Genomic DNA, 24,364 nt, shown 5'->3' on the forward strand with positions numbered 1-24,364 from the left:
CGGGCGGGACCGGAACAGGGCCGGGGCGGGCTGACGCGACAGGCCGGGCCGGGCCGGGCCGGGGAGAGCTGACGCGCCAGGCGGGACCGGGCCGGTCTCGGAGCAGCTGCTCGTACCCGGTCTCAGAGCAGCTGCTTGTACAGGGAGTAGCTCACCGGGACGTAGCCGAGTGAGGCGTAGAGCCGCTCGGCGGGGGTGTTGCCGGCGAAGACGTTGAGGCCGATCACGCGTTTGCCGGCGGCGGCCGTCTGGGCCTCCGCCAGCAGCATCAGGGACCGGCCGTGGCCGCGGCCCCGGAAGGGCTCGCCGGTCTCGACGTCGAAGACGAAGGCCTTGTCCGCGGTGAACGACACCCACAGGCTGCCGACCGGAATGTGTTCGTGCTCCAGGACGCTGAACAGTATGTTCTCCGTCGCCAGGCCCCGCGGCAGCAGCACCTCGTGGTCCCGCCGCGACTTGGCCGACGCCTCGTCCTCGGGCACGCCCCGGTCGAGCCATTCCCGGGCGTAGCCGGGGACGGCCCGTTCGTACCACCGCTCGAACTCGGGCTCCGTCATGGGCCTGACCCGGCTGCCCACCGGCAGCTCGGGCACGGCCGTACCGAGATGCTTCTCCATGCCCCGGTTGCGCTGGACGTAGCCGAGCGCGGTCGCGAGCCGCAGTGCGGCCTCGGCGTCGGCGGGCACCCTGGTCTCGATCCGGGCGCAGCCCCAGCTCCGGGCCACTTCCTCGGCGGCGAGCGCGGCCACCGTGGCCCGGCCTCTCCCGCGGTCCGGCTCCTCGATGCGCAGATCCGCGATCTCGGCGACGCGGGGGCCGAAGGAGACGGACGTCGAGAGGTGAATCGCTCCGACGGGACGGCTGTTCACGCACACCTGGTAGTGGCGGGACAGCGCCCCGTCCGCACCGTGCTGGAGCGGCTCGGTCGGCCGCAGGGTCGTCGTCATCACGGGTGTTCTACCCACTGTCGCGCTCCGGGTCAGCCGAATACACGCGGACGCGGACGTGATGGAGGCGCGAGGCGCACACAAGAGCGGACGCCTCCGCGCGAACGCCGAGGACGGACGCCTCCGTACAACCGCCGGGCACCGCCGCCTCCGTGGAACCACCGGGCACGGACGCGTCCCGGCGACCGCCCGGCCCCGCCCGTCACGGGTCGAGGTCGTCGCCCGCCCGCTCCTCGAAGACGCGCATCGCCTTGGCGGCCACCGGTCCCGCCGCACCCGGCAGTTCGCGGCCGTCGACGCGGTGCACGGCCTGGACGTCCCGCAGGGTGGAGGTGAGGAAGACCTCCTCGGCCCGCTGGAGCGCCTCCAGGGGAAGGTCGGTCTCCTTGGCGCCGGTCCACGCGATGGTGAGCGCCCGGGTGATGCCCGCGAGGCAGCCGGAGGCGAGCGGCGGGGTGTGGATCTCGCCGTCCAGGACGACGAAGACGTTCGACCCGGTGCCCTCGCAGAGCCGGCCAACCGTGTTGCCGAACAGCGCCTCGGAGGCGCCCTCTTGGTTCGCCCGGGCCAGCGCGACGACGTTCTCGGCGTACGAGGTGGTCTTCAGGCCGGTGAGCGCGCCGCGCTCGTTGCGGGTCCAGGGGACGGTGATCACGGCCGTGGAGTCGGGCCGGCGGCCGGTCTCGCCGAGGGCGACGACCAGGGTCGGGCCGTGCTCGCCGCGGTCGGAGCCGAGCGGGCCGTGGCCGCCCGTGTAGGTGATGCGCAGTCGTCCGAGCGGCATGGGGTTGGACTCGAGGACGGCGGCGCAGGCGCGGCGGACCTCGTCGTGGTCGGGGTCGGGCAGCCCGAGGCCGCGCGCGGAGCGGGTCAGCCGGTCGAGGTGGCGGGTCAGCGCGAACGGCCGGCCGTCCACCGCTTTGACGGTCTCGAAGATGCCGTCGCCCACGGTCAGGCCGTGGTCGAAGACGGAGACGCGCGCGGACTCGCTGTCCTGAAGCCCGCCGTCGAGCCATATCTTCACGTCAGAGTCCTTCCATCCGCCTCGTGAGCCCCCGACGCTACCGCGAGCAGTCGGGCCGCCTTCAGCTCGGTCTCCCGCCATTCCGCTTCGGGGTCGGATCCCCAGGTGATGCCGGCGCCGGTGCCGAAGCGCAGGACTCCTTCCGCGCGGTCGATCCAGAAGGTGCGGATGCCCACGGCCAGCTCGCCGGTGGCGCGGCCGGCGTCGACCCAGCCGATGCCGCCGCAGTACGGACCGCGGGGCGCCGTCTCGAGCGCGTCGATGATCCGCAGGGCGCTGGACTTGGGGGCGCCGGTGACGGAGCCGGGCGGGAAGGCGGCGTCCAGCAGCTCCGGCCAGCCCGCGCCGTCGCGCAGCTCGCCGCGGACGGTCGACACGAGGTGGACGAGCCCGGGGTGCTTCTCGACCGCGCACAGGTCGGGGACGGTGACGCTGCCGGTGAGGCTGACGCGGCCGATGTCGTTGCGGACCAGGTCCACGATCATCACGTTCTCGGCGTAGTCCTTGTCGAGCAGGTCCGCCTCGGTCCGTCCGGTGCCCTTGATCGGCCCGGACTCCACGGCGCGCCCGTCCCGGCGCAGGAACAGCTCGGGCGACGCGGTGGCGATCTCGACGCCGTGCCCGGGCAGGCGGATCGTTCCCGCGTACGGCGCCGGGTTGCCGCGGGCCAGCAGGGCGGTCAGCGCGTCCACGTCCGCGTCGGGTGCCACGGGTGCGGAGAGGACGCGGCAGAGGTTGGCCTGGTAGACCTCGCCGGCCGCGATGTGCTGCCGTACGCGGCGCACGCCGGCCGTGTACGCGGCGCGGTCGAGGGACGACGTCCAGTCGTCCACCGCGGGTCCCCGCCACTCCCCCGGCGCGGGCGCCGGCACCGGCTCGACCCGCACGTCCGCGAAGCGCGCGCAGATCAGACGGCCCTCGAAGTCGGCGCAGACGGCCCAGAAACCCTCGGAGTCGAGGGCCGCGGGATCGTCGGTGACGTCGAGGAGCCCGGTGGCGACGCGGTCGCCGAAGCGGGCGAGAGGAGGGAGGTCGAGCACGCTGTCGAGTCTAGGTCGGGCGTCCCGGCGGCGGCCCCGGGCACGTCCCGCGGGGGGCCTGAGCAGGCACTGTGGCCGGTACCCGGGCAGACGCAGCGCAGCACGCTGCACAAACGCGTTTTTGTACTGGCCCAGGAATCCGCTAGAGTTCAACACGTCGCCGGGACGCGCAAGCGAACCGAAACGACAGGCGGACGTAGCTCAGTTGGTAGAGCGCAACCTTGCCAAGGTTGAGGTCGCGAGTTCGAGCCTCGTCGTCCGCTCGAAGGAACGAGGGGATCTTCCCGAACCCCTGCACTCCTGGTGGAGTGGCCGAGAGGCGAGGCAACGGCCTGCAAAGCCGTCTACACGGGTTCAAATCCCGTCTCCACCTCCAAGGACGATTAGCTCAGCGGGAGAGCGCTTCCCTGACACGGAAGAGGTCACTGGTTCAATCCCAGTATCGTCCACTGGATCTTCGGATCCCCCGCGCGATTAGCTCAGCGGGAGAGCGCTTCCCTGACACGGAAGAGGTCACTGGTTCAATCCCAGTATCGCGCACGCAGCACCCATGACCTGCGGGTCGTGGTCCCGAGGACGATTAGCTCAGCGGGAGAGCGCTTCCCTGACACGGAAGAGGTCACTGGTTCAATCCCAGTATCGTCCACACACCGGAGCCCCCGGCCGTTCCCACGGCCGGGGGCTTCTCCGTATGCGAGTGCTGCGGAGGGGGCGGGCCGGGTGGCCCGCCGGGCTCAGCTGGAGAAGAGCATGTGGCCGAAGCTCTTGTGGCGATGGTGACCGTAGTGCCCACCGTGGCCGCCGTGGCCGCCGTGCGGCGCGCCCCAGGCCGGGGCGGGCGGGGCGGCCGGCGGGTAGGCCTGCGGGGCGGCCTGGGGCGGCGGGGCCGGCTGGGACCACTGGGACTCCAGGCGGGTCAGCGCCTCCAGTTCGCCGTAGTCGAGAAAGATCCCGCGGCAGTTGCTGCACTGCTCGATCTGGACGCCGTTGCGGTTGTAGGTGTGCATCGGAGCGTGACACTTCGGACACTGCATGGTTCGGCTCAACTCCTCGCCGGTCGGTCCTGCTTCACCTATCGCCGGGACAGACTCTGTCCGGCTGCGGTCGGTTGCACCCTACTTGGCGGAGTTCGGCGCCAACTGCGGAGGGAGGGACCCCATTCGGGCACAGGCCTCGACGAGGCTCCGCTCGACCTCGTCCAAGGGCCGGCCGCCCCCCGCGAGCGCCTTGGTGAGGGCGCGGGCCGCGCTCTGGACGGTGAGGGCGCGGGCCGGGACGTCGAGGTCGGGCCAGGGGTCGCCGTCGGCGGGGACGGCGGGGCCGTGCGCCTGCCGGTAGGCGGTCAGGAAGCGGGTCCACTCGTCGGGCGGCAGCAGACCGCAGGCGTACCAGGCGGCGGGACGGGCGAGGTCCCAGGCCGGGACGCCGACGCCGAGATCGTCGACGTCGATGAGGCGCCAAGGACCGTCGGGGGCCGGGTGACGGACGAGCTGGCCGAGGTGGAGGTCGCCGTGGCAGACGGTGGTGCCGTCCGGCATGGGCGCCTCGGCGCGGGCCCAGGCGGGCAGGGTGTCCCAGGCACGCAGGATGTCGGCCACGGCCGGGTGGGGGCCGGCCGCGCGCAGGCGGGCCACGGCGTGGGCGGCCTTGACGGGACCCCGCATCGGCGGCAGCGGGGTGGGCGCGGGGGCACGGTGCAGACGCGCGAGGAGGGACCCCGCGGCCTCCCAGGGGGCGGCGTCCGGGTCGTCCGCGTCCACCGGGGTGCCGTACGGCCAGAAGGTGACGAGGCGGCCGTTGAGAGGAGCGGGGGCCGGGGTGAGCGGCGGGAGGAGGACGTCGGGCAGGTGCGCGGCGGTGACGAGGCGGGGGACGAGCGCGCCGGCGGTCGTGTCCGGGGCGTGTGCCTTGGCGACGGTGCCGGCGTGGCGGACGACGGTGGCGTCGGCACGGTCGGCGAGCGTGGCGGTGCCGCAGGCGCAGTCGTCGACGGTCGGATGGGCGGAGCTGCGCGCGCGGGCGGCGAGCGCCGGGAGCAGGGGAACGGCTGGCATGGGACTCCCTCGGCGGCGCCTGACGTCGGTTCGTCGGTGAGGGTACGTGGCCGGGGCGAACGCCTGCCGGGCGGGACAGAGACGAGGGCGCCAGGGCCCGGGGACAGGGGCAGAGACGACGGCCGGCCGGCCAGGACACGGGGGGGCGAGGGGCTGTCGGGGAGCAGGGGCGGGGACAGGGACAGAGACGACAGCCGGCCTGCCAGGACACCGGGGCGAAGGCCTGCCGGGGAGCAGGGACAAGGGCCGAGACGGCAGCCCCTGCCGGGACGCGGGGCCGGCGGGGCGGGACGCGGGGCGAGCACCTGCCGGGGCGCGAGGCCGGGTAGCTCCCTGTCGGGTCCGGGGGCGGAAGGGCCGCCGCCGGCCCGGGGCCCCACGGCTTCGGGCAGGCGGGAGCGGCCCGCTACCGGGAACGTCACTCGGGGTGGACGGCACGGGCGGTGGCCGTGCCGGGAAATGGGCAATGCCGGCGCAGCTCCCCAGCTGCGCCGGCATTTGTGCCGTCCGCCGCACCCCCGTCCCCACGGGGTTTCATGGGTGGATGTCCCCGCCCGGACCGCTCTTCCGGGCCTGGGGTCGCCGCTCAGCGCCCCAGCATCACTCCCACGGACGACGCCTGTGTGGTCACTGTCTCCCAGCCGTCGAAGACGACGAGGAGCAGGACCGCCAGAGGAAGGGCCATCAGCGTCGCCACCAGCGGGTGGCGGCGGCCCTGACGGCGGGCGCGGAGCGTGGTGCGCTCCTGGCTGCGGACGAGCGTCCGCGGTGCCGTGTGGGCCATGGTCCCTCTCCTGACCGTGTCGGTTGTCGTCGGCAGCGGCGGGTGTCTGACCTCGGGAGACGAGTGCTGCACCCGCCGCTTGACCTCCAATCTAGGCGCGTGGCGGATGCCGGACGTCATGCCTTCGTACCGATTGCCGGGCCTCCCGGAGGATGAGCCGTGACCTGGGGCGTACTCCCCTGGGTGGAGACGGCGGCTCAGCTCTCGGGGTCTTCCCGGAGGGACCGTCCGGTACCGAGCTGCTTTTCCGAGTTGTCCTCGCGGGGCACCGGCTGCTCGACCAGGGCGAGGACCCGGGTGGCCATGAAACGGGCCGTCCGCACGGCGGTTCCGTTTCGGGTGACTTCGCTCACTTCCACCACCCCGCGGCGTACCGCCGTCTCCACCCGGCGGCCCGCCCTGCTCGCCACCACCTCGTACGTACGTGTCGTGTCGCCGGCGTCGACGACGATCTCCACTCGGTCACCCTTCATGGGTTCAATCCCCCTTCCCTGAGGCACCGTTGAGGCACCGAGGGCAGCAAGGCACCGCTGACTGCAGGCCCCCTGACCACTCTTCAAGTGTCCCACCGGGCACTGACAATCCGCCGGGCCGAGAGGGCGCGGCCTCTGCGCGCGGACGGCCGTGGAAACGTAAGCTGTGCCACGTCACACGGACCGGGCAGCGGGGATGAACATGGCGATGATGCGCCTGAGGCGCGAGGACCCGCGCGTCGTCGGCTCGTTCAAGCTTCACCGACGGCTCGGCGCGGGCGGGATGGGCGTCGTCTATCTGGGCTCCGACAAGAAGGGGCAGCGGGTCGCGCTGAAGGTGATCCGGCCCGATCTGGCGGAGGACCAGGAGTTCCGCTCGCGGTTCGCGCGGGAGGTCTCGGCGGCACGGCGGATCAGGGGCGGGTGCACGGCACGGCTGGTCGCGGCGGACCTGGACGCCGACCGCCCGTGGTTCGCCACGCAGTACGTGCCCGGCCCGTCCCTCCACGACAAGGTCAACGACGACGGTCCCCTGGGGGCCGCCGAGCTCGCCGCGATCGGGGCCGCGCTGTCCGAGGGGCTCGTCGCCGTCCACGAGGCCGGGGTCGTGCACCGGGACCTGAAGCCGTCGAACATCCTGCTCTCCCCCAAGGGGCCGCGGATCATCGACTTCGGCATCGCGTGGGCGACGGGGGCCTCGACGCTGACCCATGTCGGTACGGCGGTCGGCTCTCCCGGTTTCCTGGCACCCGAGCAGGTGCGCGGCGCGGCGGTCACCCCGGCGACCGACGTCTTCTCGCTCGGTGCCACGCTCGCGTACGCCTCGATGGCCGACTCCCCCTTCGGGCAGGGCAGTTCCGAGGTGATGCTGTACCGGGTGGTGCACGAGGAGCCCCAGCTGCACGGCGTACCGGACGCCCTGGCCCCGCTGATCCGGGCGTGTCTGGCGAAGGACCCCGAGGAGCGGCCCAGCACCCTCGACCTGTCGCTCAGGCTGAAGGAGATCGCGGCCCGCGAGGCCCACGGGATGACCGACGTCGTCCGGCCGCCCGTGCCGCGGGCCAGTGAGGCCGACCGGCCGACCGGGCGGCTGACCGACCCCGGTTTTCCGCAGCGCACGCTGCGCCAGCCCGGCACTCCGGTGCCGCGGGGCGGGGTACCGTCCTCGCGCGGGGCGGTACCGCCCCGGGGAGGCGCGCCCTCGCGGGGCGGTGGCGCCGCATCGGGCGGGAGCGCCTCCCGGGGCGGAGGTGCCGCGCGGGGCGGCGGTGTGCCGCCGTCGTCGCGGTCCGGGGCCCGCCCCACTCCGACCGGCCGCACCGCGCGCGCCGCCCGCAACACCCGGTCCGGCAGCGGCAGCCGGCCGGCGCCCCGCGGTGCCTCGGGCCGTCCGGCGCCACGGTCCACGGGGACCGGGCTGCGGCCGGCCAATCCGCGGCTGCTGCGGCAGCGGTTGTTCGTCTTCGTCGTCGTGACGCTGCTCGTGGCGCTCGGCATCGCCGTCGTCCAGGGCTGCCAGGGTCCGGCCCGGGGACTCGGGGGCGGCGACGGCGTCGTACAGGATCAGCGGCAGGGACAGGGTCAGGGGCAGCGGCAAGAGCCGGAGCAGGGACAGGGGCAGGGGCAGCCTCGGGCGGGGGCGGGCGTGGGGTCGGCCGGGTAGGTCACGGACCCGGGGCGGGGGGCCGGCGTGTGGTCCGTGACGCCGATTACTCGCCTCGCGGGCGCGGTGCCTGGTCGGTCGTGTCCTACGCCCGCGGGCGGCCGGTCGCCACCGCGTAGAAGGCGACCGCTGCGGCCGCGCCCACGTTGAGCGAGTCGACGCCGTGGGACATGGGGATGCGGACCCATTCGTCGGCGGCGGCCAGGGCCTGGCGGGACAGGCCGTCGCCCTCCGCGCCCAGCATGAGGGCGACCCGGTCCATGGTGTGCGGGGCGGCCTCGTCCAGGCTGCGGGCCTTCTCGTCCGGGGTGAGGGCGAGGAGCGTGAACCCGGCCTCGCGGACCGATTCCAGGCCCTTCGGCCAGGTGTCCAGGCGTGCGTACGGCACGGAGAAGACAGCGCCCATGGAGACCTTCACGCTGCGCCGGTAGAGGGGGTCGGCGCAGTCCGGGGAGAGCAGGACGGCGTCCATGCCGAGGGCGGCGGCCGAGCGGAAGATGGCGCCGATGTTGGTGTGGTCGTTGACCGATTCCATGATCACCACCCGGCGGGCGGTGCGCAGGAGGCCGGCGGCCGTCGGGAGCGGCTTGCGCTGCATGGAGGCGAGGGCGCCGCGGTGGACGTGGTAACCGGTGACCCGTTCGGCGAGCTGCGGGCTGACGGCGTACACCGGGGCCGGGAGCTCGTCGATGACGTCGCGCATGACGTCGACCCACTTCGCGGAGAGCAGCATCGAGCGCATCTCGTAGCCGGCCTCCCTGGCACGCCTGATGACCTTCTCGCCCTCGGCGATGAACAGGCCCTCGGCGGGCTCGCGCCGACGGCGCAGCTCGACGTCGGTCAGGCCGGTGTAGTCGCGCAGACGCGGGTCCGCGGGGTCCTCGACGGTGATCAGATCGGCCACGGGGGTCATACCGCCTTGTCCTGGGTGCGGTGCCAACGGCTCGGAACGGGGTCGTCGCCTGCGGTCATGCCGGCGTGCGCGGCTGTGCCTGCGTCCGCGGGCCGACGGTGACGACCTCGCCGACGACGATCACCGCCGGGGGTTTGACCTCCTGCGTACGGACCGTCTCGGCGACCGTCGCCAGGGTGGCGTCGACGCGGCGCTGGGCGGACGTCGTGCCCTCCTGGACGAGCGCCACGGGGGTGTCGGCGGGCTTGCCGTGCGCCACCAGCGTCTCGGCGATCCGGCCGATCTTGTCGACGCCCATGAGGATCACGAGGGTGCCGGTGAGCTTCGCCAGCGACGCCCAGTCGACCAGGGAGCGCTCGTCGTCGGGGGCGACATGGCCGCTGACCACGGTGAACTCATGGGCGACGCCACGGTGGGTGACCGGGATGCCGGCCGCGCCCGGCACCGAGATCGAACTGGAGATGCCCGGGACGACCGTGCAGGTGATGCCCGCGTCGGCGAGCGCCTGGAGTTCCTCCATGCCGCGGCCGAAGACGTACGGGTCGCCGCCCTTGAGGCGGACGACGGACTTGCCCTGCTTGGCGTGCTCGATCAGCGCGTTGTTGATCGCCTCCTGGGCCATGTAGCGCCCGTAGGGGATCTTCGCGGCGTCGATGACCTCGACGTGCGGCGGGAGTTCGGCGAGGAGGTCGCGCGGGCCGAGGCGGTCGGCGATGACGACGTCGGCCTCGGCGAGGAGACGGCGGCCGCGGACCGTGATCAGGTCCGGGTCGCCGGGGCCGCCGCCGACCAGGGCGACGCCGGGGGTGCGGGTGCGGTGGTGCGGTGCCACCAGGGTGCCGTCGCGCAGGCCCTCGACCACCGCGTCGCGGATGGCGGCGGTGTGGCGGGGGTCGCGGCCGCGGGCGTTCGTGGTGAGGACGGCGACCGTGACGCCCTCGCTGGTGCCGGTGGCCGGGGTCCAGGCGGTCGCCGCGTCGGCGTCGTCGGAGCGGACGCACCAGACGCGGTGCGTCTCCGCCTCGGCCGAGGCACGGGCGTTCGCCTCCGGGTCGCTCGTGGCGATCAGGGCGTACCAGGCGTCCGCGAGGTCGCCCTCGGCGTAGGGGCGCCGCGTCCAGGCGATCTCGCCCGCGTCCGCCATGGCCTCGACGGACGGGGTGGCGGTGGGGGACACGAGGACGATGTCCGCGCCCGCCGCGATCAGCGCCGGGAGGCGGCGCTGGGCGACCTGGCCGCCGCCGAGGACGACGACCCGGCGGCCGGTGAGGCGAAGGCCTACGGGGTAGGCGGGGTGTTCGGCCATGAGGTACGGCTCCTCTTGCGGCGGTGCGATAGCCCTGACGTGCGGATTTTAAGCGGCGAGGGGTTCTGGCGGATCAGGTGTCCGGTGGCTGGGCACGGTGGGCGGGCCGAGGGCCCGGCGGAGGGTCCGGTGCCACCTCGGCTCAGGCGTCGGAGGCGTCGGAGGCGTCGGAAGGCCCGGTGCCACCTCGGCTCAGGCGTCGGAGGCGTCGGAGGCCTCGGAAGGCCCGGTGCCACCTCGGCTCAGGCGTCGGAGGCGTCGGAGGCCTCGGAAGGCCCGGTGCCACCGCGTCGGAAGCGTCGGGGACGCGGAGGCCTCCGCCGGCGACCGGGGACCGCTGTGTCCCCGGTCGCCTGCTGCCCGGTCGGCCGTGCCGCCCGGCCGGCCCTGCTCTCCGGTCACCACTACTTCTCGGTCACCTACTTCTCGGTCACCCCGGCCGAGTCGAACGTCGCCACCTCGTGCATCGCCCGGGCCGTGCTCTGGACCATGGGGAGGGCCAGGAGGGCGCCGGTGCCCTCGCCGAGACGGAGGTCGAGGTCGACCAGGGGGCGTAGGCCCAGCTTGTTCAGGGCGGCGACGTGACCCGGCTCCGCGCTGCGGTGGCCCGCGATGCAGGCCGCGAGGACCTCGGGAGCGATGGCGCGGGCGACCAGGGCGGCGGCGCCAGCGCTGACGCCGTCCAGGATCACCGGCGTACGGAGGGAGGCGCCGCCCAGGAGGAGGCCCACCATCGCGGCGTGCTCGAAGCCGCCGATCGCGGCCAGGACGCCGATGGGGTCGGCGGGGTCCGGCTGGTGGAGTTCGAGGGCGCGGCGGACGACCTCGGTCTTGCGGGCGAGGGTCTCGTCGTTGATGCCGGTGCCGCGGCCGGTGACCTCGGCGGGGTCGGCGCCCGTGAAGACGGAGATGAGGGCGGCGGACGCCGTGGTGTTCGCGATGCCCATCTCGCCGGTGAGCAGCGCCTTGTTGCCGGCCGCGACCAGGTCGCGGGCCGTCTCGATGCCCACCTCGATGGCCTGTTTGGCCTCCTCGCGGGTCATGGCGGGACCGGTGGTCATGTCGGACGTGCCCGCGCGGACCTTGCGGGGCAGCAGGCCGGGGGTGGCGGGGAGGTCGGCCGCCACGCCGACGTCCACCACGCAGACCTCGGCGCCCACCTGGGTCGCGAAGGCGTTGCAGACCGCTCCGCCGCCCAGGAAGTTGGCGACCATCTGGGCCGTGACCTCCTGCGGCCAGGGGGTGACGCCCTGGGCGTGCACACCGTGGTCGCCGGCGAAGACCGCCACGGCCGCGGGCTCCGGGATCGGCGGCGGGCACTGGCGGGAGAGGCCGGACAGCTGGGCGGAGATGATCTCCAGCATGCCGAGCGCCCCGGCCGGCTTGGTCATGCGCTTCTGCCGTTCCCAGGCCTCGCCGAGCGCCTTGGCGTCCAGCGGGCGGATGCCGGCGACGGTCTCGGCGAGCAGGTCGTGCGGGTCCTCGCCGGGCAGCGCGCGACGGCCGTACGTCTCCTCGTGGACGACCCACGACAGGGGGCGGCGCTTGGCCCAGCCCGCCTGCATCAGCTCGGGCTCGTCCGGGAACTCGTCGACGTAGCCGACGCAGAGGTAGGCGACCACTTCGAGGTGGTCGGGCAGGCCCAGCGCGCGGACCATCTCGCGCTCGTCGAAGAAGCTGACCCAGCCGACGCCGAGGCCCTCGGCGCGGGCGGCGAGCCAGAGGTTCTCGACCGCGAGCGCGGAGGAGTACGGGGCCATCTGCGGCTGGGTGTGGCGGCCCAGGGTGTGGCGGCCGCCGCGGGTGGGGTCGGCGGTGACGACGATGTTCACCGGGGTTTCGAGGATGGCCTCGATCTTCAGTTCCTTGAACTGCTTCGCCCGGCCCTTGGGCAGCGACTTCGCGTAGGCGTCGCGCTGCCGCATCGCCAGTTCGTGCATGGCGCGCCGGGTGTCGGCGGAGCGGATGACGACGAAGTCCCAGGGCTGCGAGTGCCCGACGGAGGGCGCGGTGTGGGCGGCCTCCAGGACGCGCAGCAGCACCTCGTGCGGGATGGGGTCGCTGCGGAAGCCGTTGCGGATGTCGCGGCGCTCCCGCATGACCTTCAGGACGGCCTCGCGCTCGGCGTCGTCGTACGCGGGCGCGGCGGGGCCGGTGGGCTGGGGTGCTTCTTCCACCGGGGTCGTGCTCTCCTCCTGGTCGGCGGCCCTGGTGTCCAGGTCCTCCGGGTCCTGCGCGACGTTCGGGTCGGGCTCGGGCCCGGCTCCCGGCTCCGTGCCGGGGGCGGCGGCCGCCGTGATCGGGGTGTCGGCTGCGCGGGGGGCGGGGACCGTGGCGACGGGGGTTCCGGCCGCCGGGGCGGCAGCGGCCCCGGGCACCGGGGCGGCGAGCGTCTCGGTTCCCGGCTCGGCCGCCTGCGGCTCGTCCGGCAGCACGATGATGTGCGGTGCGGTCGCGGTCGGCGCGAGGTGCGCGGCGGTCTGGACCGTGCCGTCCACCGGCACGGACTCGCCCGCGGGCGCCTCCGCCCCTGACTGCGCGGCGGCCGCGGCAGCGGGGTCGGCCTCGGCCGCCACGGGGGCGGCGGCGGTGTCCGGGGTCTGATACGCCGGGTCCGCGCCGTGAGCGGGCGCCGGGGTCCCGGGCGCGGCCGGCTCAGGCTCCGCCGGCTGTTCGGGCTGGTGTTCCGCCTGCGGGTCGGACTGCTGCTCGGGCTGGTGTCCCGCTTGGGCTGCGGGCTCGTGTTCCGGCTGCGGTTCCGGCTGCGGTTCCGGGGCGGGGTGGTGCTCGGGTGCGGGCTCCACGGGGGCTTCGGCCACGGGCTGCTGCTGCGGGACCTGCCCGGCCTCGGCGGGCTGCTGCTGGGGCGCGGGCTCGGCGGGGGTGCCCTCGGCGGGGACCGCGGAGGCGTCCGCGAGGTGAGCGTCGGTGGCGCCGGGTACGGCGACGGGTTCGGCCGGCGCCTCGACGGCGGGCTCGGCGGCGGGCGCCTCGGGGGCGGCGGCTGCGGCTGCGGCTGCGGCTGCTGGGGAGGCCGGGGCATCCGGCTGCTCGACCGCAACCGCCTGCTCGGCCGCAACCGCCTGCTCGACCGGAGCGATCTGTTCAGCCGGAGCGGCCTGCTCAGCCGGAGCGGTCTGCTCAGCGGCATCGGTCTGCTCTGCCGGAGCGGTCTGCTCAGCGGCATCGGTCTGCTCTGCCGGAGCGGTCTGCTCGACCGCGGGGGCGACCGGTTCCGGGACCTGCGGGGTCGTCGGTGCCGCCGCGTCGGGCGTCCCGGCGGCCTCCTGGACCGGGGCCGCGGTGTCCGTGGCGGGAACTTCGGCGACTGCGCCGGGGGCGGGCGGGGCGTCGGAAGCGACGGCCTCAGGGCCCGGTCCGGGTACGGGCACCTCGGCGATGTCGGCCGGGGCCTCCGCGTCCGCGTGGGGCGCCTCGGCGGGGGCCGGGGCCGTCGCGTCGGCCGGTGCCTCCGCGACCGGGGCGGCAGGGGCGGGAGGGGACACCTCCGGACCCTCGGCCGCCGGCCCCTCGGCCGCCGGCCCCTCGGCCGCCTGGACGGCGGGGGCCGCGTCGACCGGCGTCTCGGCAGGGGCCGCGTCGGCCGGCATCTCTACTGGGACCGCGTCGGCCGGCGTCCCGGCGGGGGCCGCCTCGGCCGGCGTCCCGGCGGGGGCCGCCTGGGGGCCGTCGACCGGATCGGCGGGCAGGCCCGCGCCCTGATCGACGGGCAGGCCCGCGCCCGGAACCTCCGCCCCGGGAACCATGACGGGCCCGGACGGGACGGGACCGGGCTCCGCCGGCACGGACTCCGGCGCCACGGCCCCGGGCTCCGTCGGACCGGAGGGCACGGACTCGGCACCGGTCGGCGCCGACGCCGGCTCCGGCGCCTGCACACCAGCGGGGACGTCGGCGGCGGACTCCGCCGCGTAAGCGCCCTGCTGGACCTGCTGGGCCTCCGGCACCTGGGGCCCGTCCGCGAGCCCTCCCACGGCCGGCGCCGGGGCAGCGGCGGCCTCGGACACCGGTCCGGGTTCCGGTAGCGGGGCGGGCACGGGCTCCGCCCCCGGCGTGTGCGGCGCGGCCTCGGCGGACATCGCGCCGCCGGCCCCGGCCTGCGCGGCGTCGGCCGTGCCGGGCTGCGCGGCCCCGCCGGTGTGAACGGCCTCCACGGGCTGCGGCGTCGCGGCGGCGTGCCCGTGCTCATGCTCGTGCTCGTGCTGCGGGGCACCGGTGGTCGCGACGGCCTGCGTGGCCACGCGGGCCACGACCGCCTCGGCCACGCCCACCGGCTCGGGCGGCTGCGGGGCAGCCGGAACAACCGTTTCGGCGGGGGCCGCCCCCGGGACGACCGGCGCCTGAGGCGCGGCCTGGGCACCCCAGGGAACGGCGCCCTGCGGGGCCGTCTCGCGCAGCGGCTGGGCGTCGAGGTACTCGGGGCCGGACACGGGCGGGCCGGGGTGGCGTACCGGTGCTCCGGCGGGGCCGCGGTCGGCGAGGGAGCGGACCGGGCTGGCGGAGGTGTCGGGGAGGGGCGGGCCCAGGTGCAGCGGGCGGCGGGGGGCGATCGGCGGGATCGGCGTGGTGGGGGCGGTGGGCACCGTGGGGCCGGGCAGGCGCACGGCGCTGAGGTCGACCGATCCGCTGTCGCGGCCGGCCGTCTCGTGCGGGCCCGGCTCGTGCAGGGCCTCCACCACCGGCTCCGGTGCCGGCGGCGCCACCTCGTTGCCCCAGGCGCTCTGGGCGCCCGGCAGCAGCAACAGGTCCTCGTCCTCGGCGGTGGTCTCGGAGAGGTAGGTGTACGCGCCGGGTGCGGAGGCGCCCGGCTGATCCACCATGCCTGCGTTCTCCGGCAGTCCCTCGCCCGGAACCTGGCCGGTGTCGGTCATGCGTACCCCTCGCCCATCGGTTAGTGCTCCTACGACCAGCTCACCCGGAACGGCGCACCGACCGCCCCGTAGTGAAGAACGAGCGTCCGCGCCCAGCGGCACGAACGACCCGCCCGCAAAAGACGACAAAGCCATTCAGTGGCATTGTCCCGGCCCTCGTCGCGCCACGACAGGTTGATCCGCGACGCTCCGTTGTGGACTGCGCCACGTTGCGCGCCCTCCGGTTCCGCCGTATCACACGCACCCCAAAACGGATGCGTTTTCCGGACATTGACCGACGAAGCGCCGGGCGAACGGATGCGGTACGACGATCGGCCAGCCTACCGCGCGCGGTACGACAACAGGATCACGGGGAGGGTGGAGCGGGTCAGGCGGAACGGTCGGGGAGCACCCCGCTGAGCAGGAACGCGACGCTCCGTTCCGTCTCCGCCCAGTCCCCCGTGTCGAGTTCGACGGACTGGAGGAGGGCGCACTCGACGCGGTAGCCGTGCTGGGTCAGCTCGCGGCCGACGAGTTCGGCGGCGTCCCGGGTGAGGGCGTGGGTGACGATGCGCTGCGGACGGCGGTCGGCGACCGCGGAGACCACCGCCGCTCCCCCGCCGCCGACGCGGACGACGTCCGGTTCGGGCAGGTTCTCCAGGACGTGCGGGGCGGTGCCGCGGACGATCTGGAGGTGGACGCCGTGGCGGCGCCCGGTGGCGTCGGTGCGGGCGCAGGCCTCCAGGTCGCGGTCGACGGCGAGGACGGCGGCGCCCGCCCGCGCGGCGTCGGTCGCGAAGGCGCCGCTGCCGCAGCCGATGTCCCAGACGAGGTCGCCCACGCGCGGGCCGAGACGGGCGAGTTGCGCCGCGCGGAGCAGTTCCGACTCGCCCTCGCCGAGGTCGCCGCCGTGGGTCTCGGCGGGCAGGACCCAGCCGCGCGGGCCGGTGCCCGGGTCGCGGCCGGCGATCCAGCCGCCCTCGGCGCCGGCCACCGGGGCGGTGGCCCCTCCGATGACGATGACGACGTTGGGGTCGCGCCAGGTGTGGTCGGCGGCCTTGTCGGACGTGACGACGGCGACCCGTTCGCGGTCGGTGCCCAGTTCCTCGCAGACGACGAAGGTGCGGTGGACGCCCTCCAGGAGCAGGCCCAGTTCGGCGGGGCCGGCACCGGGCGAGGTGAGGACGGCGACCTTGGGGTGGGCACGGCACACGTTCACCGCGCGGCGCAGGGTGCGCGGGTGGGCGACGACCACCTGGGCGTCGTCCCAGGGCATGCCGGCGCGGGCGAAGGCGGCGGCGACGGAGGAGACGGCCGGGACGACCTCGACCTCCAGGCCGAACTCGGGTGCGCGCAGGGGGCGTACGACACCGAAGAAGCCGGGGTCGCCGTCGGCGAGGACGACCGCGGTGCCGCGGTGGGCGGCGATGCGGCGGGCGGCGAGGGGGACGCTGCCGAGGCGGATGCGTTCGGCGGCGGGCGGCACTTCGGGCAGCCCCAGGTGGTGGGCGGCGCCGGCCACGAGCGTGGCGGCACCCAGCGCGGAGCGGGCCGCGGCGGTCAGCGGCGAGCCGTCCCAGCCGATCACCGTGACGCGGTCGGCCATCGTCGTCAGTCTCCCGGGAATCTACGCAGGCGGCGGGCTCCGTGAGAGTACCTGGTCGGGTGGGCCCGGGCGGCGGCGGTGCGGTGGCCGGAGGTCAGTTCCAGTCGGTGTAGGACGTGAAGCCGCCGTTGTCCGCGAGCTGCTCCCCGGCGCCTTCCAGGTCCTCGGGGAGGAGGCTCCAGACGATGAAGTCGGTGCGCACCTCGGTCCAGGTGCCGTCGTCGGCGCGGGCGCGCGCTATACAGGCGTTGCGCAGGACGCCCTCGCTGATGCAGCCGATCCTCTGCGCGACCTGCTGCGAGGCGGTGTTGTCGGCGGCCGTGCGCAGTTCGATGCGCTCGAACTTCTGGTCGGTGAACAGCCATTGGGCGGTGGCGAGCGCGGCTTCGGAGGCGTAGCCCTCGCCGCGGGCCCAGGGGGCGACGATGTACGACAGCTCGGTGGAGCGGACGTGCCAGTCCGTGCCGCCGAGCTGGATGACGCCGACGAGCCGCTGGGTGAGGAACTCGGTGACGGCGAGGTCGAGGCCGCGCCCCGCCGTGCGTCGGGCGGGGGCGTACTCGGTGATCCAGGTACGGGCGCCGTCCTCGGTGAAGGGCTGCGGGACGTCGGTCCAGGCGGCGACCTGTTCGTCGTTCATCATCTCGGCCAGGGCGGGCACGTCGTCCTCGTCGAAGGGGCGCAGCACCAACCGCTCCGTGCTGATGGAGATGGTGGGGAAGGTGCTCGTCATGCGCCGCTCCGTAACCGTCGAAACCGTCTGGGCCCGGCCTGCCGGACCGTCAGACCTGCTGAACTGCCCAGCATGCAGCATGAAAGCACCGCGACGCACCACGGGGTCCTCCCCCACCGCCCCGTCGGGGAGTGGGGGTGCTCCCACCGTGTGGAGGAGCGGACCCCGAGGGCGCGCGGCGAGCCGGCGACGGCCGGCCGGGGTGTGTAGGCGAGCCGGCGACGGCCGGCCGGGGTGTGTAAGGGAGCGGTGCGGTGCCTCAGAAGGAGGCGATGACGGAGCCGGCGTACTTGTCCTCGATGAACTTCTTGACCTCGGCGGAGGTCAGGAGCTTGGCGAGCTTCTTCACGCGCGGGTCGTCCTCGTTGCCCTCCTTCACGGCGAGGAAGTTGCCGTAGGGGTTGTCCTTGGCGGACTCCAGGACGAGGGCGTCCTCGGCGGGCTTGAGGTCGGCCTCGATGGCGTAGTTGCCGTTGATGACGGCGGCGTCCACGTCGCCCAGGGAGCGCGGGGTCTGGGCCGCCTCCAGCTCCTTGAACTTCAGGCCCTTGGGGTTCTTGGCGATGTCGGCGGGGGTGGCCGAGTTGCCCGCGCCGTCCTTGAGGGTGATGATCCCGTTCGCGGCGAGCAGCTTCAGCGCGCGTGCCTCGTTGACGGTGTCGTTCGGGACGGCGACGGTCGCGCCGCTCTTCAGGTCGTCGACGCTCTTGACCGTGCTGGAGTAGAGGCCGAGCGGCTCCAGGTGGACCGTGACGACGGGCACGATGTGGGTGCCGTTCTTCTTGTTGAAGTCGTCGAGGTACGGCTGGTTCTGGAAGTAGTTCGCGCCCACGGAGCCGTCCTCGGTCGCCGTGTTCGGCGTCACGTAGTCGGTGAACTCCTTGACCTCCAGGTCGAGGCCGGCCTTCTCGGCCAGGTTCTCCTTGACGTAGGTGAGGATCTCCGCGTGCGGGACCGGGCTGGCGGCGACGATCAGCGGGCCGCTGGTGTCGGAGGCGGAGTCCTTGTCCGAGCCGCAGGCGGTGAGTCCGAGGGTGAGGGCTCCGGCGGCGAGGACGGCGGTGGTGATCTTGGCAGTGTTACGCACGAAAAGTGCCTTTCCTGTGGGTGAGGCGACCCCGCTGCGGATGTGCGGGAATCCGGGTGGACGGGTCAGACGACCTTGCCGATGTCGGCGGCCGCGGGCTCCTTGACCTTGAGCAGCCGCAGCTTGGGCGCGGGGCCCGAGCGGCCGCCCCGGCGGTGCAGGGAGCGGGCCGCGTAGTCGCCGGCGAACTGGATGAGCGAGATCACGACGGCGAGGATCGCGACGGTGATCCACATCAGTTCGGTCTCGAAGCGCTGGTAGCCGTAGCGGATGGCGATGTCGCCGAGGCCGCCGGCGCCGACCGTGCCGGCCATCGCGGAGTAGCCGATGAGGGCGACGATCGTGGTGGTGGTGCTGGCGATCAGCGAGGGCAGGGCCTCCGGTACGAGGACCTTGCGCACGATCGTCCAGGTGTTGCCGCCCATCGACTGCACGGCTTCGACGAGCCCGCCGTCCACTTCGCGCACGGCCGTCTCCACCAGGCGGGCGAAGAACGGGATGGCGCCGATGGCGAGCGGCACGATGGCGGCCTCGCGGCCGATGGTGGTGCCGGTGAGGGAGCGGGTGAAGCCCATCAGGGCGACCATCAGGATGATGAACGGCATGGAGCGGGCGATGTTCACGACCTGCCCGATCACCTTGTTGGCGACGACGTTCTGCAACAGGCCGCCGCGGTCGGTGAGGACGAGGAGGACGCCGAGCGGGAGACCGCCGACGACGGCGATGAGGGTGGACCAGCCCACCATGTAGAGGGTGTCCCAACACGCCTGCGCGAGCAGGGGCTGCATCTCGGACCAGGTCACTTGGCACCGTCCTTCACCAGCGGGGACTTCTCCTGCGAAGCGCCCAGTACGTCGATCTGAAGTCCCTGTTCGCGCAGGAAGCCGACCGGCACGACGTTGTCCTCGTAGCGGCCCGGCAGTTCGATGCGCATCCGGCCGACCTGGAGGCCGCCGACGGTGTCGATGGCGGCACCCAGGATCGAGATGTCGATGTTGTAGGTGCGCGCGAGCTGGGAGATGACCGGCTGGGTCGCGGACTCGCCGTGGAAGGTGACGTCGATGACGGTGCGGCCCTCGCCGGCGGCCTCGCCGCTCACCGGGAAGAGCGCGGCGGCGAGCTCCGAGCCCGGCGTCGCGAGCAGCTCGCTGACCGTGCCGGACTCCACGACGCGGCCCTGTTCCATGAGCGCGGCCGAGTCGCAGACGCTCTTGACCACGTCCATCTCGTGCGTGATGAGCAGGACGGTCAGGCCCAGCTGGCGGTTCAGGTCGCGCAGCAGCGTCAGGATCGAGCGGGTGGTCTCCGGGTCGAGGGCGCTGGTGGCCTCGTCGGAGAGGAGGACCTTGGGGTCGCCGGCCAGGGCGCGGGCGATGCCGACGCGCTGCTTCTGGCCGCCGGAGAGCTGGGCGGGGTAGGCCTTGGCCTTGTCGGCGAGGCCGACCAGGTCGAGCAGTTCGAGGGCCTTGCGGGAGCGCTCCCGGCCGGACCTGCCGAGGATCTCCAGCGGCAGCTCGACGTTGTCCTGCACGGTGCGCGTGGACAGCAGGTTGAAGTGCTGGAAGACCATGCCGATACGGCTGCGGGCCTGACGGAGCTCCCGGCCGGCGCGCGGTCCGCGTCCGGCGAGGGCGGTGAGGTCCTGCCCGTCGACGGTGACCGTCCCGGAGGTGGGCCGCTCGAGCAGGTTGATGCAGCGGATGAGCGAGGACTTGCCGGCGCCGGACTGGCCGATGACGCCGTAGACCTCTCCTTCGCGCACGTGCAGGTCTACGCCGTCCAGGGCGACGACCTCACGGCCGCGTGAGCGGTCAGCCCGATAGATCTTCGTCAGGCCCGATGTGGTGATCACTGGTCTTCCGTCACTGTCGAGTGCGCGGGCGTGGGTGTGCCCGGGCACGGAGGCAATTCGGTCAGGGACGCGGCACGGTCCTCGCGGTGGCGATCGAACCGGGGGAGAACAGGTGCGCGGGGCGCGGCTCGGGACGCGTACGGCTCACGGCGTACCGACATGCCACGGCGGCTCGCTTCGGGGCGCGAGCCCGGGGTGGTGCAGGGGCCCTCTAAAAGGCGCACATTCGACCCATACAACGAGCACCGGGCGTCGTGGTCGCCTCGGTCGCAAGGGTGCGGCTGCTCGTGGTGGTCATGCGATCAGTAAACCAGACGTACGGTCCTGACAGAGCCCGGACGTCCGAATCATGGACGGCCGTGGACCCGCCCCCAACACGCCCGGAGATCTCCCCTCCCCGTCGGTGACCAGGGCGGACAAGGCGGACAGCTCCTGCGTGAGCGGGTCGGCGCCAGGTCGCCGGACCGATGGGTTGTGGCCAACGCCACGGTCCTCGCGCCGAGGGCCCGGGCGGCGGGTCGATGCGGCCCGGGGCCGACCGCGAGGGGCCGGTCACGCCGTACTAAGGTCGCTGCATGCTTGATGTCCTGACGCTGGTGACCGGGGTCGCCGCGCTGCTGCTGGCCGCGTGGTGCGGCTGGGCGGCCTACCGTGACCAGCCGACGAAGGACTGGCACTTCATCGGGATGGCCGTGGTCTCGGTCCTGGCGCTGGCGCAGCTGGTGATCGGGATCGTGCGGCTGGCGCGGGGCGAGGAACCGGCGCAGGGCACGACGATCTTCGTGGCCTATCTGCTGGGGGCGTTCGCGTGCGTGCCGGCGGCGGGGTTCATGTCGCTGGCCGAGCGGACGCGGTGGGGTTCGGTGACGGTCTCGGCCGGCGCCGTCGTGCTCGCCGTGCTCGAGGTGCGGCTCTATGACATCTGGGGAGGCTGAGATGGCGGCCGTGGAGGAGAAGCCGGCGCGGCTCATCGGGGGCCCGGGGCTGGTGCTGGTGTGGTTCTACGGCGTGATGGTGGTCGGGGCCGTGTCGCGGTCCGCCTACCAGATCGCCACGGAGTTCGACCGGGCGCCACTGGCGTACTCGCTGTCCGCGCTGGCCGGGATCGTGTACGGCTTCATCACGTACTCGCTGGTGCGGGGTGGGGAGACGGCGCGGAGGGCGGCGCAGGTGTGCTGCGCCGCCGAACTCGCGGGGGTGCTGGTGGTCGGGACGTGGACGCTGGTGGAGCCGTCGGCCTTCCCCGACTCGACCGTGTGGTCGGACTACGGGATGGGGTACGTGTTCATCCCGGTGCTGCTGCCGTTGACGGCGCTGTACTGGCTGCGCAGGTCGCGCACGGTCACGCCGTAGCCACGTACGCCCCGGCCGCCTTCTCCAGGACGATCATCGGTACGCCGTCGGCGCCCTGGGAGGTGCCGACCGTCTCGTAGCCGACGCGGCGGTAGAGGCGGAGGTTGCCCTCGCTGCGGTGGCCGGTGAAGAGGCGGAACTTGGTGGCGCCGCGTTCCTCGGCGAGGGCGGACTCGGCGGCGCGCAGCAGCCGGGCGCCGATGCCGTGCCCCTGGAGGCGGGGGTGGACGCAGAGCTTGCCGATGGCGGCGGCGCCGTCCTCGGTGATGGAGCCGCGGACCGAGCCGACGACCTCGTCGCCCAGCCGCGCCACGAAGACGCAGTCGGAGGCGAGCTCCTGCCGGACCGAGTCGAGGGTCTGGACGAGGGGGGCGATGCGGTAGTTGCCGTAGAGGGCGGCCTCGCTCTGGAAACACAGGTACTGCAACCTGAAGATCTGCTCGGCATCCTGCTCGGTCGCCACCGAGATGGTCACGCTCATGCCCATGTGCGCACGCCTCCCGCTCACCTGATCGCTCGTGGTCCTTCACTCCTATCCCCGCACTTCGCGGGCCGCAACCTCCGGCGCGAGCTGACGCCGCAGACATCCCAGACATCTGGAACGTTCCGGTCCGAGGCTGCCCTGTGAGATACCCAACTCCCCCGCGATCTCCCGGTACGTGAGGTCCCGCGGCGACAGCAGTGCCTGGAGGAGACGGGGGCAGCGGCCGGGGAGCCGGCGCACGGCGTCGCGCAGGGCGCGGTGGCGGGCGGCGGTGAGGGCGAGGTGTTCGGGGCCGTGTTCGCCGTCGTCGGCGGGATCGGTCTCGTAGGGCCGTTCCCGGCGGGTGGTGCGGCGGGTGCGGCGGGACTCGGCGCGGACGGCGCCGCGCAGCCAGCCGTGCGGGTCGAGGGGCGGCCGGCCGTCGGTGGCGAGGTGTTCCAGCAGGCGCAGCCAGACCGCCTGTTCGAGGTCGGCGGGCTCGGTTCCGGTGGCGTGCGCCTCGGCGGAGGCCTCCGCGGTGAGCAGCGGGCGCAGGGCGGCGAGCAGGTCGTGCGTCATGTGCGGCACGACGCGGCCGCCCGGGGCGGGGTTGCCCGGGCGGCCGGTTTGTCACCCCAACGGGTCGGTCAGCCGTTGACGTGGTCCTCGCGGGCCAGCAGGCCGGTGTCGGGCTGGTCGGTGAAGACACCGTCGATGCCGGTCGCGAAGTACGCCCGGTAGGCGCCGAAGACGTCGCCGTAGGCGTCCGCGTCGGTGCCCTTGCGGAACTCCGCGGGCAGGAAGGGGTTCTCGTTGCGCAGGGTGTAGGGGTGCAGGATCAGGCCGGCCGCGTGGGCGTCCTTCACCAGGGTCGTCGGGGTGCCGAGGTTGCCGTTCGCGTCCTTCGGGACGACCAGGTCGAGGGTGGGGCCGATGCCCTGGGCGTAGCCGGCGATCTCCCGCAGGCCCTTGCGGGTGATGAGGTCGGCGACGGTGCGCGGGTCCCCGGTCTCGACGAAGTCCCAGGGGCGGCTGGCGGCGGTGGAGAGGAGGACGACGAGGGGGTTGTCGACCAGCTTGTTCAGGCGCTGGATGCTGGTCGGTTCGAAGGACTGCAGGATGACCGGCGCGTTCCTGTCGTCCTTGCCCTCCCGGCGCAGCAGCTTGGCGACCCGCTCCTCCAGGCCCAGGCCCAGCTTGCGGAAGTAGGTGGGGTGCTTGAGCTCGGGGTAGATCCAGACCTGCTTGCCGCGCTCCCGGGTCTGCTCGTCCTGCCAGGCGAGGACCTCCTCGAAGGTGGGGATCTCCCAGCGGCCGTCGTAGAGGGTGTTGTGCGGGCGGTTGGCCGGGATGCGTTCGGTCGCGCGCAGGGTCTTCAGCTCGGCGAGCGTGAAGTCCTCGGTGAACCAGCCGGTGGTGGAGACGCCGTCGAGGACCTTGGTGGTCTTCCGGTCGGCGAACTCGGGGTGGTCGGCGACGTCCGTGGTGCCGCCGATCTCGGGCTCATGGCGGCAGACGAGGTGGCCGTCCTTGGTGGGGACGAGGTCGCCGGCCTCGACGATGTCGGCGCCGAGGTCGAGGGCGAGCTGGTAGGAGCCGAGGGTGTGCTCGGGACGGTAGCCGCTGGCACCCCGGTGCCCGATGATCGTCGGCACGGGCAGGCTCTTCAGGCCCTTGCCGCTGCCGGCGGCGCCGGTCCGGGTCCCGGCGGCCCGGGCGGTGCCGGTCAGGCCGAGCGCCGTGCCGCCGGCCCCGAGGACGGCGGCCGCTCCGAGGAACGCCCGCCGTCCGGTTCCGCTCGCCCGGTCGTTCGACTCCGGCGCGTGCTGCGACTTCCGCGACTCCTGCGACTCGTGCGTTCCCATGAGGCCTCCCTGCCGTCGGCTGGTGTGGTGCGCGCAGATCGTAGGGGCCTTCACATGACCGAAGGGAGGCTCCGGCCCGAACGGGCGAGTGACGGGAGATGGCCGGTTTCCGACGCTGTCGTGACGGTCCGTCGATTCGGCGCGGCGGGGCGGGGTAGCCGCTCGGTGTCGGCCGGAGCGGGCCGGGGCCGGCCGGCCCGGGCCGCGGTGGCGCTCGCCGGCGTACGGCGTACGGCGTCGAGCGCTTCCGCGCCGGTGACACGGCGCGCCGCGCACAACGGGCGGCGGGCCGCACCGGGTGGCTGGCGGCCGTGCCGGGTGACGGGCGGCCGT

The 24,364-nt window shown here is 73.9% G+C and carries 21 protein-coding genes and 5 tRNA genes; 8 read left to right on the forward strand and 18 right to left on the reverse strand.

Features of this window, described 5'->3' with window-relative positions; all coding sequences use genetic code 11:
* Positions 1-122: 122 nt before the first annotated feature.
* The 3 genes from ACFV9M_RS07750 to ACFV9M_RS07760 all read right to left on the reverse strand — a co-directional run bounded on the left by ACFV9M_RS07750 (position 123) and on the right by ACFV9M_RS07760 (position 3,011).
* Complete coding sequence (locus ACFV9M_RS07750) at positions 123-947, reverse strand: GNAT family N-acetyltransferase (protein ID WP_385072813.1); 825 nt, start codon at positions 945-947, stop codon at positions 123-125.
* A gap of 202 nt (positions 948-1,149) precedes the next feature.
* Positions 1,150-1,971: an aminotransferase class IV gene (locus ACFV9M_RS07755; protein WP_385072810.1), complete on the reverse strand. Its 822-nt coding sequence runs from the start codon at positions 1,969-1,971 to the stop codon at positions 1,150-1,152.
* Positions 1,968-3,011 carry a chorismate-binding protein gene (locus tag ACFV9M_RS07760; RefSeq protein WP_385072807.1) on the reverse strand — a complete coding sequence of 348 codons (1,044 nt, stop codon included), beginning with the start codon at positions 3,009-3,011 and terminating at the stop codon, positions 1,968-1,970. The genes ACFV9M_RS07755 and ACFV9M_RS07760 overlap by 4 nt, the downstream gene beginning before the upstream one ends.
* 190 nt (positions 3,012-3,201) lie before the next feature.
* Between ACFV9M_RS07760 and ACFV9M_RS07765 the strand changes: the two genes are divergently transcribed.
* From ACFV9M_RS07765 to ACFV9M_RS07785, 5 genes are all read left to right on the forward strand, one after another.
* Positions 3,202-3,274: transfer RNA gene (locus ACFV9M_RS07765), tRNA-Gly, on the forward strand.
* Between the two features lie 39 nt (positions 3,275-3,313).
* Positions 3,314-3,387, forward strand: a tRNA-Cys gene (locus ACFV9M_RS07770).
* A 1-nt stretch (position 3,388) separates the two neighbouring features.
* Positions 3,389-3,460: transfer RNA gene (locus tag ACFV9M_RS07775), tRNA-Val, on the forward strand.
* 19 nt (positions 3,461-3,479) lie between these two features.
* Positions 3,480-3,551, forward strand: a tRNA-Val gene (locus tag ACFV9M_RS07780).
* A 34-nt stretch (positions 3,552-3,585) separates the two neighbouring features.
* Positions 3,586-3,657, forward strand: a tRNA-Val gene (locus ACFV9M_RS07785).
* Positions 3,658-3,745: 88 nt separating this feature from the next.
* Here the strand turns inward: ACFV9M_RS07785 and ACFV9M_RS07790 are convergent.
* The 4 genes from ACFV9M_RS07790 to ACFV9M_RS07805 all read right to left on the reverse strand — a co-directional run bounded on the left by ACFV9M_RS07790 (position 3,746) and on the right by ACFV9M_RS07805 (position 6,322).
* Positions 3,746-4,045 carry a zf-TFIIB domain-containing protein gene (locus ACFV9M_RS07790; protein ID WP_385072805.1) on the reverse strand — a complete coding sequence of 100 codons (300 nt, stop codon included), beginning with the start codon at positions 4,043-4,045 and terminating at the stop codon, positions 3,746-3,748.
* Between the two features lie 81 nt (positions 4,046-4,126).
* Positions 4,127-5,065 carry a phosphotransferase enzyme family protein gene (locus tag ACFV9M_RS07795; RefSeq protein ID WP_385072802.1) on the reverse strand — a complete coding sequence of 313 codons (939 nt, stop codon included), beginning with the start codon at positions 5,063-5,065 and terminating at the stop codon, positions 4,127-4,129.
* 586 nt (positions 5,066-5,651) lie between these two features.
* Positions 5,652-5,849, reverse strand: a complete 198-nt coding sequence (locus ACFV9M_RS07800) for a hypothetical protein (protein ID WP_385072799.1) — start codon at positions 5,847-5,849, stop codon at positions 5,652-5,654.
* Between the two features lie 197 nt (positions 5,850-6,046).
* A complete protein-coding gene (locus ACFV9M_RS07805; protein WP_385072797.1) occupies positions 6,047-6,322 on the reverse strand; it encodes a hypothetical protein in 276 nt (91 codons plus the stop codon).
* A 196-nt stretch (positions 6,323-6,518) separates the two neighbouring features.
* Here ACFV9M_RS07805 and ACFV9M_RS07810 point away from each other — a divergent pair, with 196 nt between their 5' ends.
* On the forward strand, positions 6,519-7,985 hold the full coding sequence (locus ACFV9M_RS07810; protein ID WP_385072836.1) for a serine/threonine-protein kinase: 1,467 nt from the start codon (positions 6,519-6,521) through the stop codon (positions 7,983-7,985).
* 85 nt (positions 7,986-8,070) lie between these two features.
* Here the strand turns inward: ACFV9M_RS07810 and ACFV9M_RS07815 are convergent, their stop codons facing one another.
* From ACFV9M_RS07815 to ACFV9M_RS07850, 8 genes are all read right to left on the reverse strand, one after another.
* On the reverse strand, positions 8,071-8,889 hold the full coding sequence (locus ACFV9M_RS07815; protein ID WP_385072834.1) for a TrmH family RNA methyltransferase: 819 nt from the start codon (positions 8,887-8,889) through the stop codon (positions 8,071-8,073).
* Between the two features lie 64 nt (positions 8,890-8,953).
* Complete coding sequence (gene cobA / locus ACFV9M_RS07820; protein WP_385072794.1) at positions 8,954-10,204, reverse strand: uroporphyrinogen-III C-methyltransferase; 1,251 nt, start codon at positions 10,202-10,204, stop codon at positions 8,954-8,956.
* 419 nt (positions 10,205-10,623) lie between these two features.
* A complete protein-coding gene (cobT, locus tag ACFV9M_RS07825; protein ID WP_385072791.1) occupies positions 10,624-15,093 on the reverse strand; it encodes a nicotinate-nucleotide--dimethylbenzimidazole phosphoribosyltransferase in 4,470 nt (1,489 codons plus the stop codon).
* A 367-nt stretch (positions 15,094-15,460) separates the two neighbouring features.
* On the reverse strand, positions 15,461-16,678 hold the full coding sequence (gene cbiE, locus ACFV9M_RS07830; RefSeq protein WP_385072788.1) for a precorrin-6y C5,15-methyltransferase (decarboxylating) subunit CbiE: 1,218 nt from the start codon (positions 16,676-16,678) through the stop codon (positions 15,461-15,463).
* Positions 16,679-16,772: 94 nt separating this feature from the next.
* The gene (locus tag ACFV9M_RS07835) at positions 16,773-17,411 is read right to left on the reverse strand and encodes a GNAT family N-acetyltransferase (protein ID WP_385072785.1); all 639 of its coding nucleotides are present in this window, start codon (positions 17,409-17,411) and stop codon (positions 16,773-16,775) included.
* 259 nt (positions 17,412-17,670) lie between these two features.
* The gene (locus ACFV9M_RS07840; protein WP_385072784.1) at positions 17,671-18,498 is read right to left on the reverse strand and encodes a MetQ/NlpA family ABC transporter substrate-binding protein; all 828 of its coding nucleotides are present in this window, start codon (positions 18,496-18,498) and stop codon (positions 17,671-17,673) included.
* A 65-nt stretch (positions 18,499-18,563) separates the two neighbouring features.
* Positions 18,564-19,301, reverse strand: coding sequence for a methionine ABC transporter permease (locus tag ACFV9M_RS07845; protein WP_385072783.1), 738 nt, complete (start codon positions 19,299-19,301; stop codon positions 18,564-18,566).
* Positions 19,298-20,350: a methionine ABC transporter ATP-binding protein gene (locus ACFV9M_RS07850; RefSeq protein WP_385072780.1), complete on the reverse strand. Its 1,053-nt coding sequence runs from the start codon at positions 20,348-20,350 to the stop codon at positions 19,298-19,300. Before ACFV9M_RS07850 ends, ACFV9M_RS07845 begins: the two co-directional genes overlap by 4 nt.
* A 575-nt stretch (positions 20,351-20,925) precedes the next feature.
* Here ACFV9M_RS07850 and ACFV9M_RS07855 point away from each other — a divergent pair.
* Positions 20,926-21,285 carry a hypothetical protein gene (locus ACFV9M_RS07855; protein ID WP_385072777.1) on the forward strand — a complete coding sequence of 120 codons (360 nt, stop codon included), beginning with the start codon at positions 20,926-20,928 and terminating at the stop codon, positions 21,283-21,285.
* 1 nt (position 21,286) lies between these two features.
* Positions 21,287-21,703: a hypothetical protein gene (locus ACFV9M_RS07860; RefSeq protein WP_385072831.1), complete on the forward strand. Its 417-nt coding sequence runs from the start codon at positions 21,287-21,289 to the stop codon at positions 21,701-21,703.
* Here ACFV9M_RS07860 and ACFV9M_RS07865 read toward each other — a convergent pair.
* The 3 genes from ACFV9M_RS07865 to ACFV9M_RS07875 all read right to left on the reverse strand — a co-directional run bounded on the left by ACFV9M_RS07865 (position 21,693) and on the right by ACFV9M_RS07875 (position 24,031).
* Positions 21,693-22,190 carry a GNAT family N-acetyltransferase gene (locus tag ACFV9M_RS07865; protein WP_385072774.1) on the reverse strand — a complete coding sequence of 166 codons (498 nt, stop codon included), beginning with the start codon at positions 22,188-22,190 and terminating at the stop codon, positions 21,693-21,695. The genes ACFV9M_RS07860 and ACFV9M_RS07865 overlap by 11 nt on opposite strands.
* A gap of 45 nt (positions 22,191-22,235) precedes the next feature.
* Positions 22,236-22,745 (reverse strand): sigma-70 family RNA polymerase sigma factor, encoded by a 510-nt coding sequence (locus ACFV9M_RS07870; RefSeq protein WP_385072772.1) that lies wholly within the window; start codon positions 22,743-22,745, stop codon positions 22,236-22,238.
* 68 nt (positions 22,746-22,813) lie between these two features.
* Positions 22,814-24,031: a glycerophosphodiester phosphodiesterase gene (locus ACFV9M_RS07875; protein WP_385072769.1), complete on the reverse strand. Its 1,218-nt coding sequence runs from the start codon at positions 24,029-24,031 to the stop codon at positions 22,814-22,816.
* Positions 24,032-24,364 lie beyond the last annotated feature (333 nt).

This window comes from Streptomyces sp. NPDC059895, assembly GCF_042731035.1.
In the GTDB taxonomy this organism is placed as follows: Bacteria; Actinomycetota; Actinomycetes; order Streptomycetales; family Streptomycetaceae; genus Streptomyces.

Excerpts from the sequence above, each read along its gene's own strand:
- ACFV9M_RS07750 (WP_385072813.1), bottom strand. The coding sequence starts at position 947 with ATGACGACGACCCTGCGGCCGACCGAGCCGCTCCAGCACGGTGCGGAC.
- ACFV9M_RS07790 (WP_385072805.1), bottom strand. The coding sequence starts at position 4,045 with ATGCAGTGTCCGAAGTGTCACGCTCCGATGCACACCTACAACCGCAAC.
- ACFV9M_RS07795 (WP_385072802.1), bottom strand. The coding sequence starts at position 5,065 with ATGCCAGCCGTTCCCCTGCTCCCGGCGCTCGCCGCCCGCGCGCGCAGC.
- ACFV9M_RS07800 (WP_385072799.1), bottom strand. The coding sequence starts at position 5,849 with ATGGCCCACACGGCACCGCGGACGCTCGTCCGCAGCCAGGAGCGCACC.
- ACFV9M_RS07805 (WP_385072797.1), bottom strand. The coding sequence starts at position 6,322 with ATGAAGGGTGACCGAGTGGAGATCGTCGTCGACGCCGGCGACACGACA.
- ACFV9M_RS07810 (WP_385072836.1), top strand. The coding sequence starts at position 6,519 with ATGAACATGGCGATGATGCGCCTGAGGCGCGAGGACCCGCGCGTCGTC.
- cobA (WP_385072794.1), bottom strand. The coding sequence starts at position 10,204 with ATGGCCGAACACCCCGCCTACCCCGTAGGCCTTCGCCTCACCGGCCGC.
- cobT (WP_385072791.1), bottom strand. The coding sequence starts at position 15,093 with ATGACCGACACCGGCCAGGTTCCGGGCGAGGGACTGCCGGAGAACGCA.
- cbiE (WP_385072788.1), bottom strand. The coding sequence starts at position 16,678 with ATGGCCGACCGCGTCACGGTGATCGGCTGGGACGGCTCGCCGCTGACC.
- ACFV9M_RS07835 (WP_385072785.1), bottom strand. The coding sequence starts at position 17,411 with ATGACGAGCACCTTCCCCACCATCTCCATCAGCACGGAGCGGTTGGTG.
- ACFV9M_RS07855 (WP_385072777.1), top strand. The coding sequence starts at position 20,926 with ATGCTTGATGTCCTGACGCTGGTGACCGGGGTCGCCGCGCTGCTGCTG.
- ACFV9M_RS07860 (WP_385072831.1), top strand. The coding sequence starts at position 21,287 with ATGGCGGCCGTGGAGGAGAAGCCGGCGCGGCTCATCGGGGGCCCGGGG.
- ACFV9M_RS07865 (WP_385072774.1), bottom strand. The coding sequence starts at position 22,190 with ATGGGCATGAGCGTGACCATCTCGGTGGCGACCGAGCAGGATGCCGAG.
- ACFV9M_RS07870 (WP_385072772.1), bottom strand. The coding sequence starts at position 22,745 with ATGACGCACGACCTGCTCGCCGCCCTGCGCCCGCTGCTCACCGCGGAG.
- ACFV9M_RS07875 (WP_385072769.1), bottom strand. The coding sequence starts at position 24,031 with ATGGGAACGCACGAGTCGCAGGAGTCGCGGAAGTCGCAGCACGCGCCG.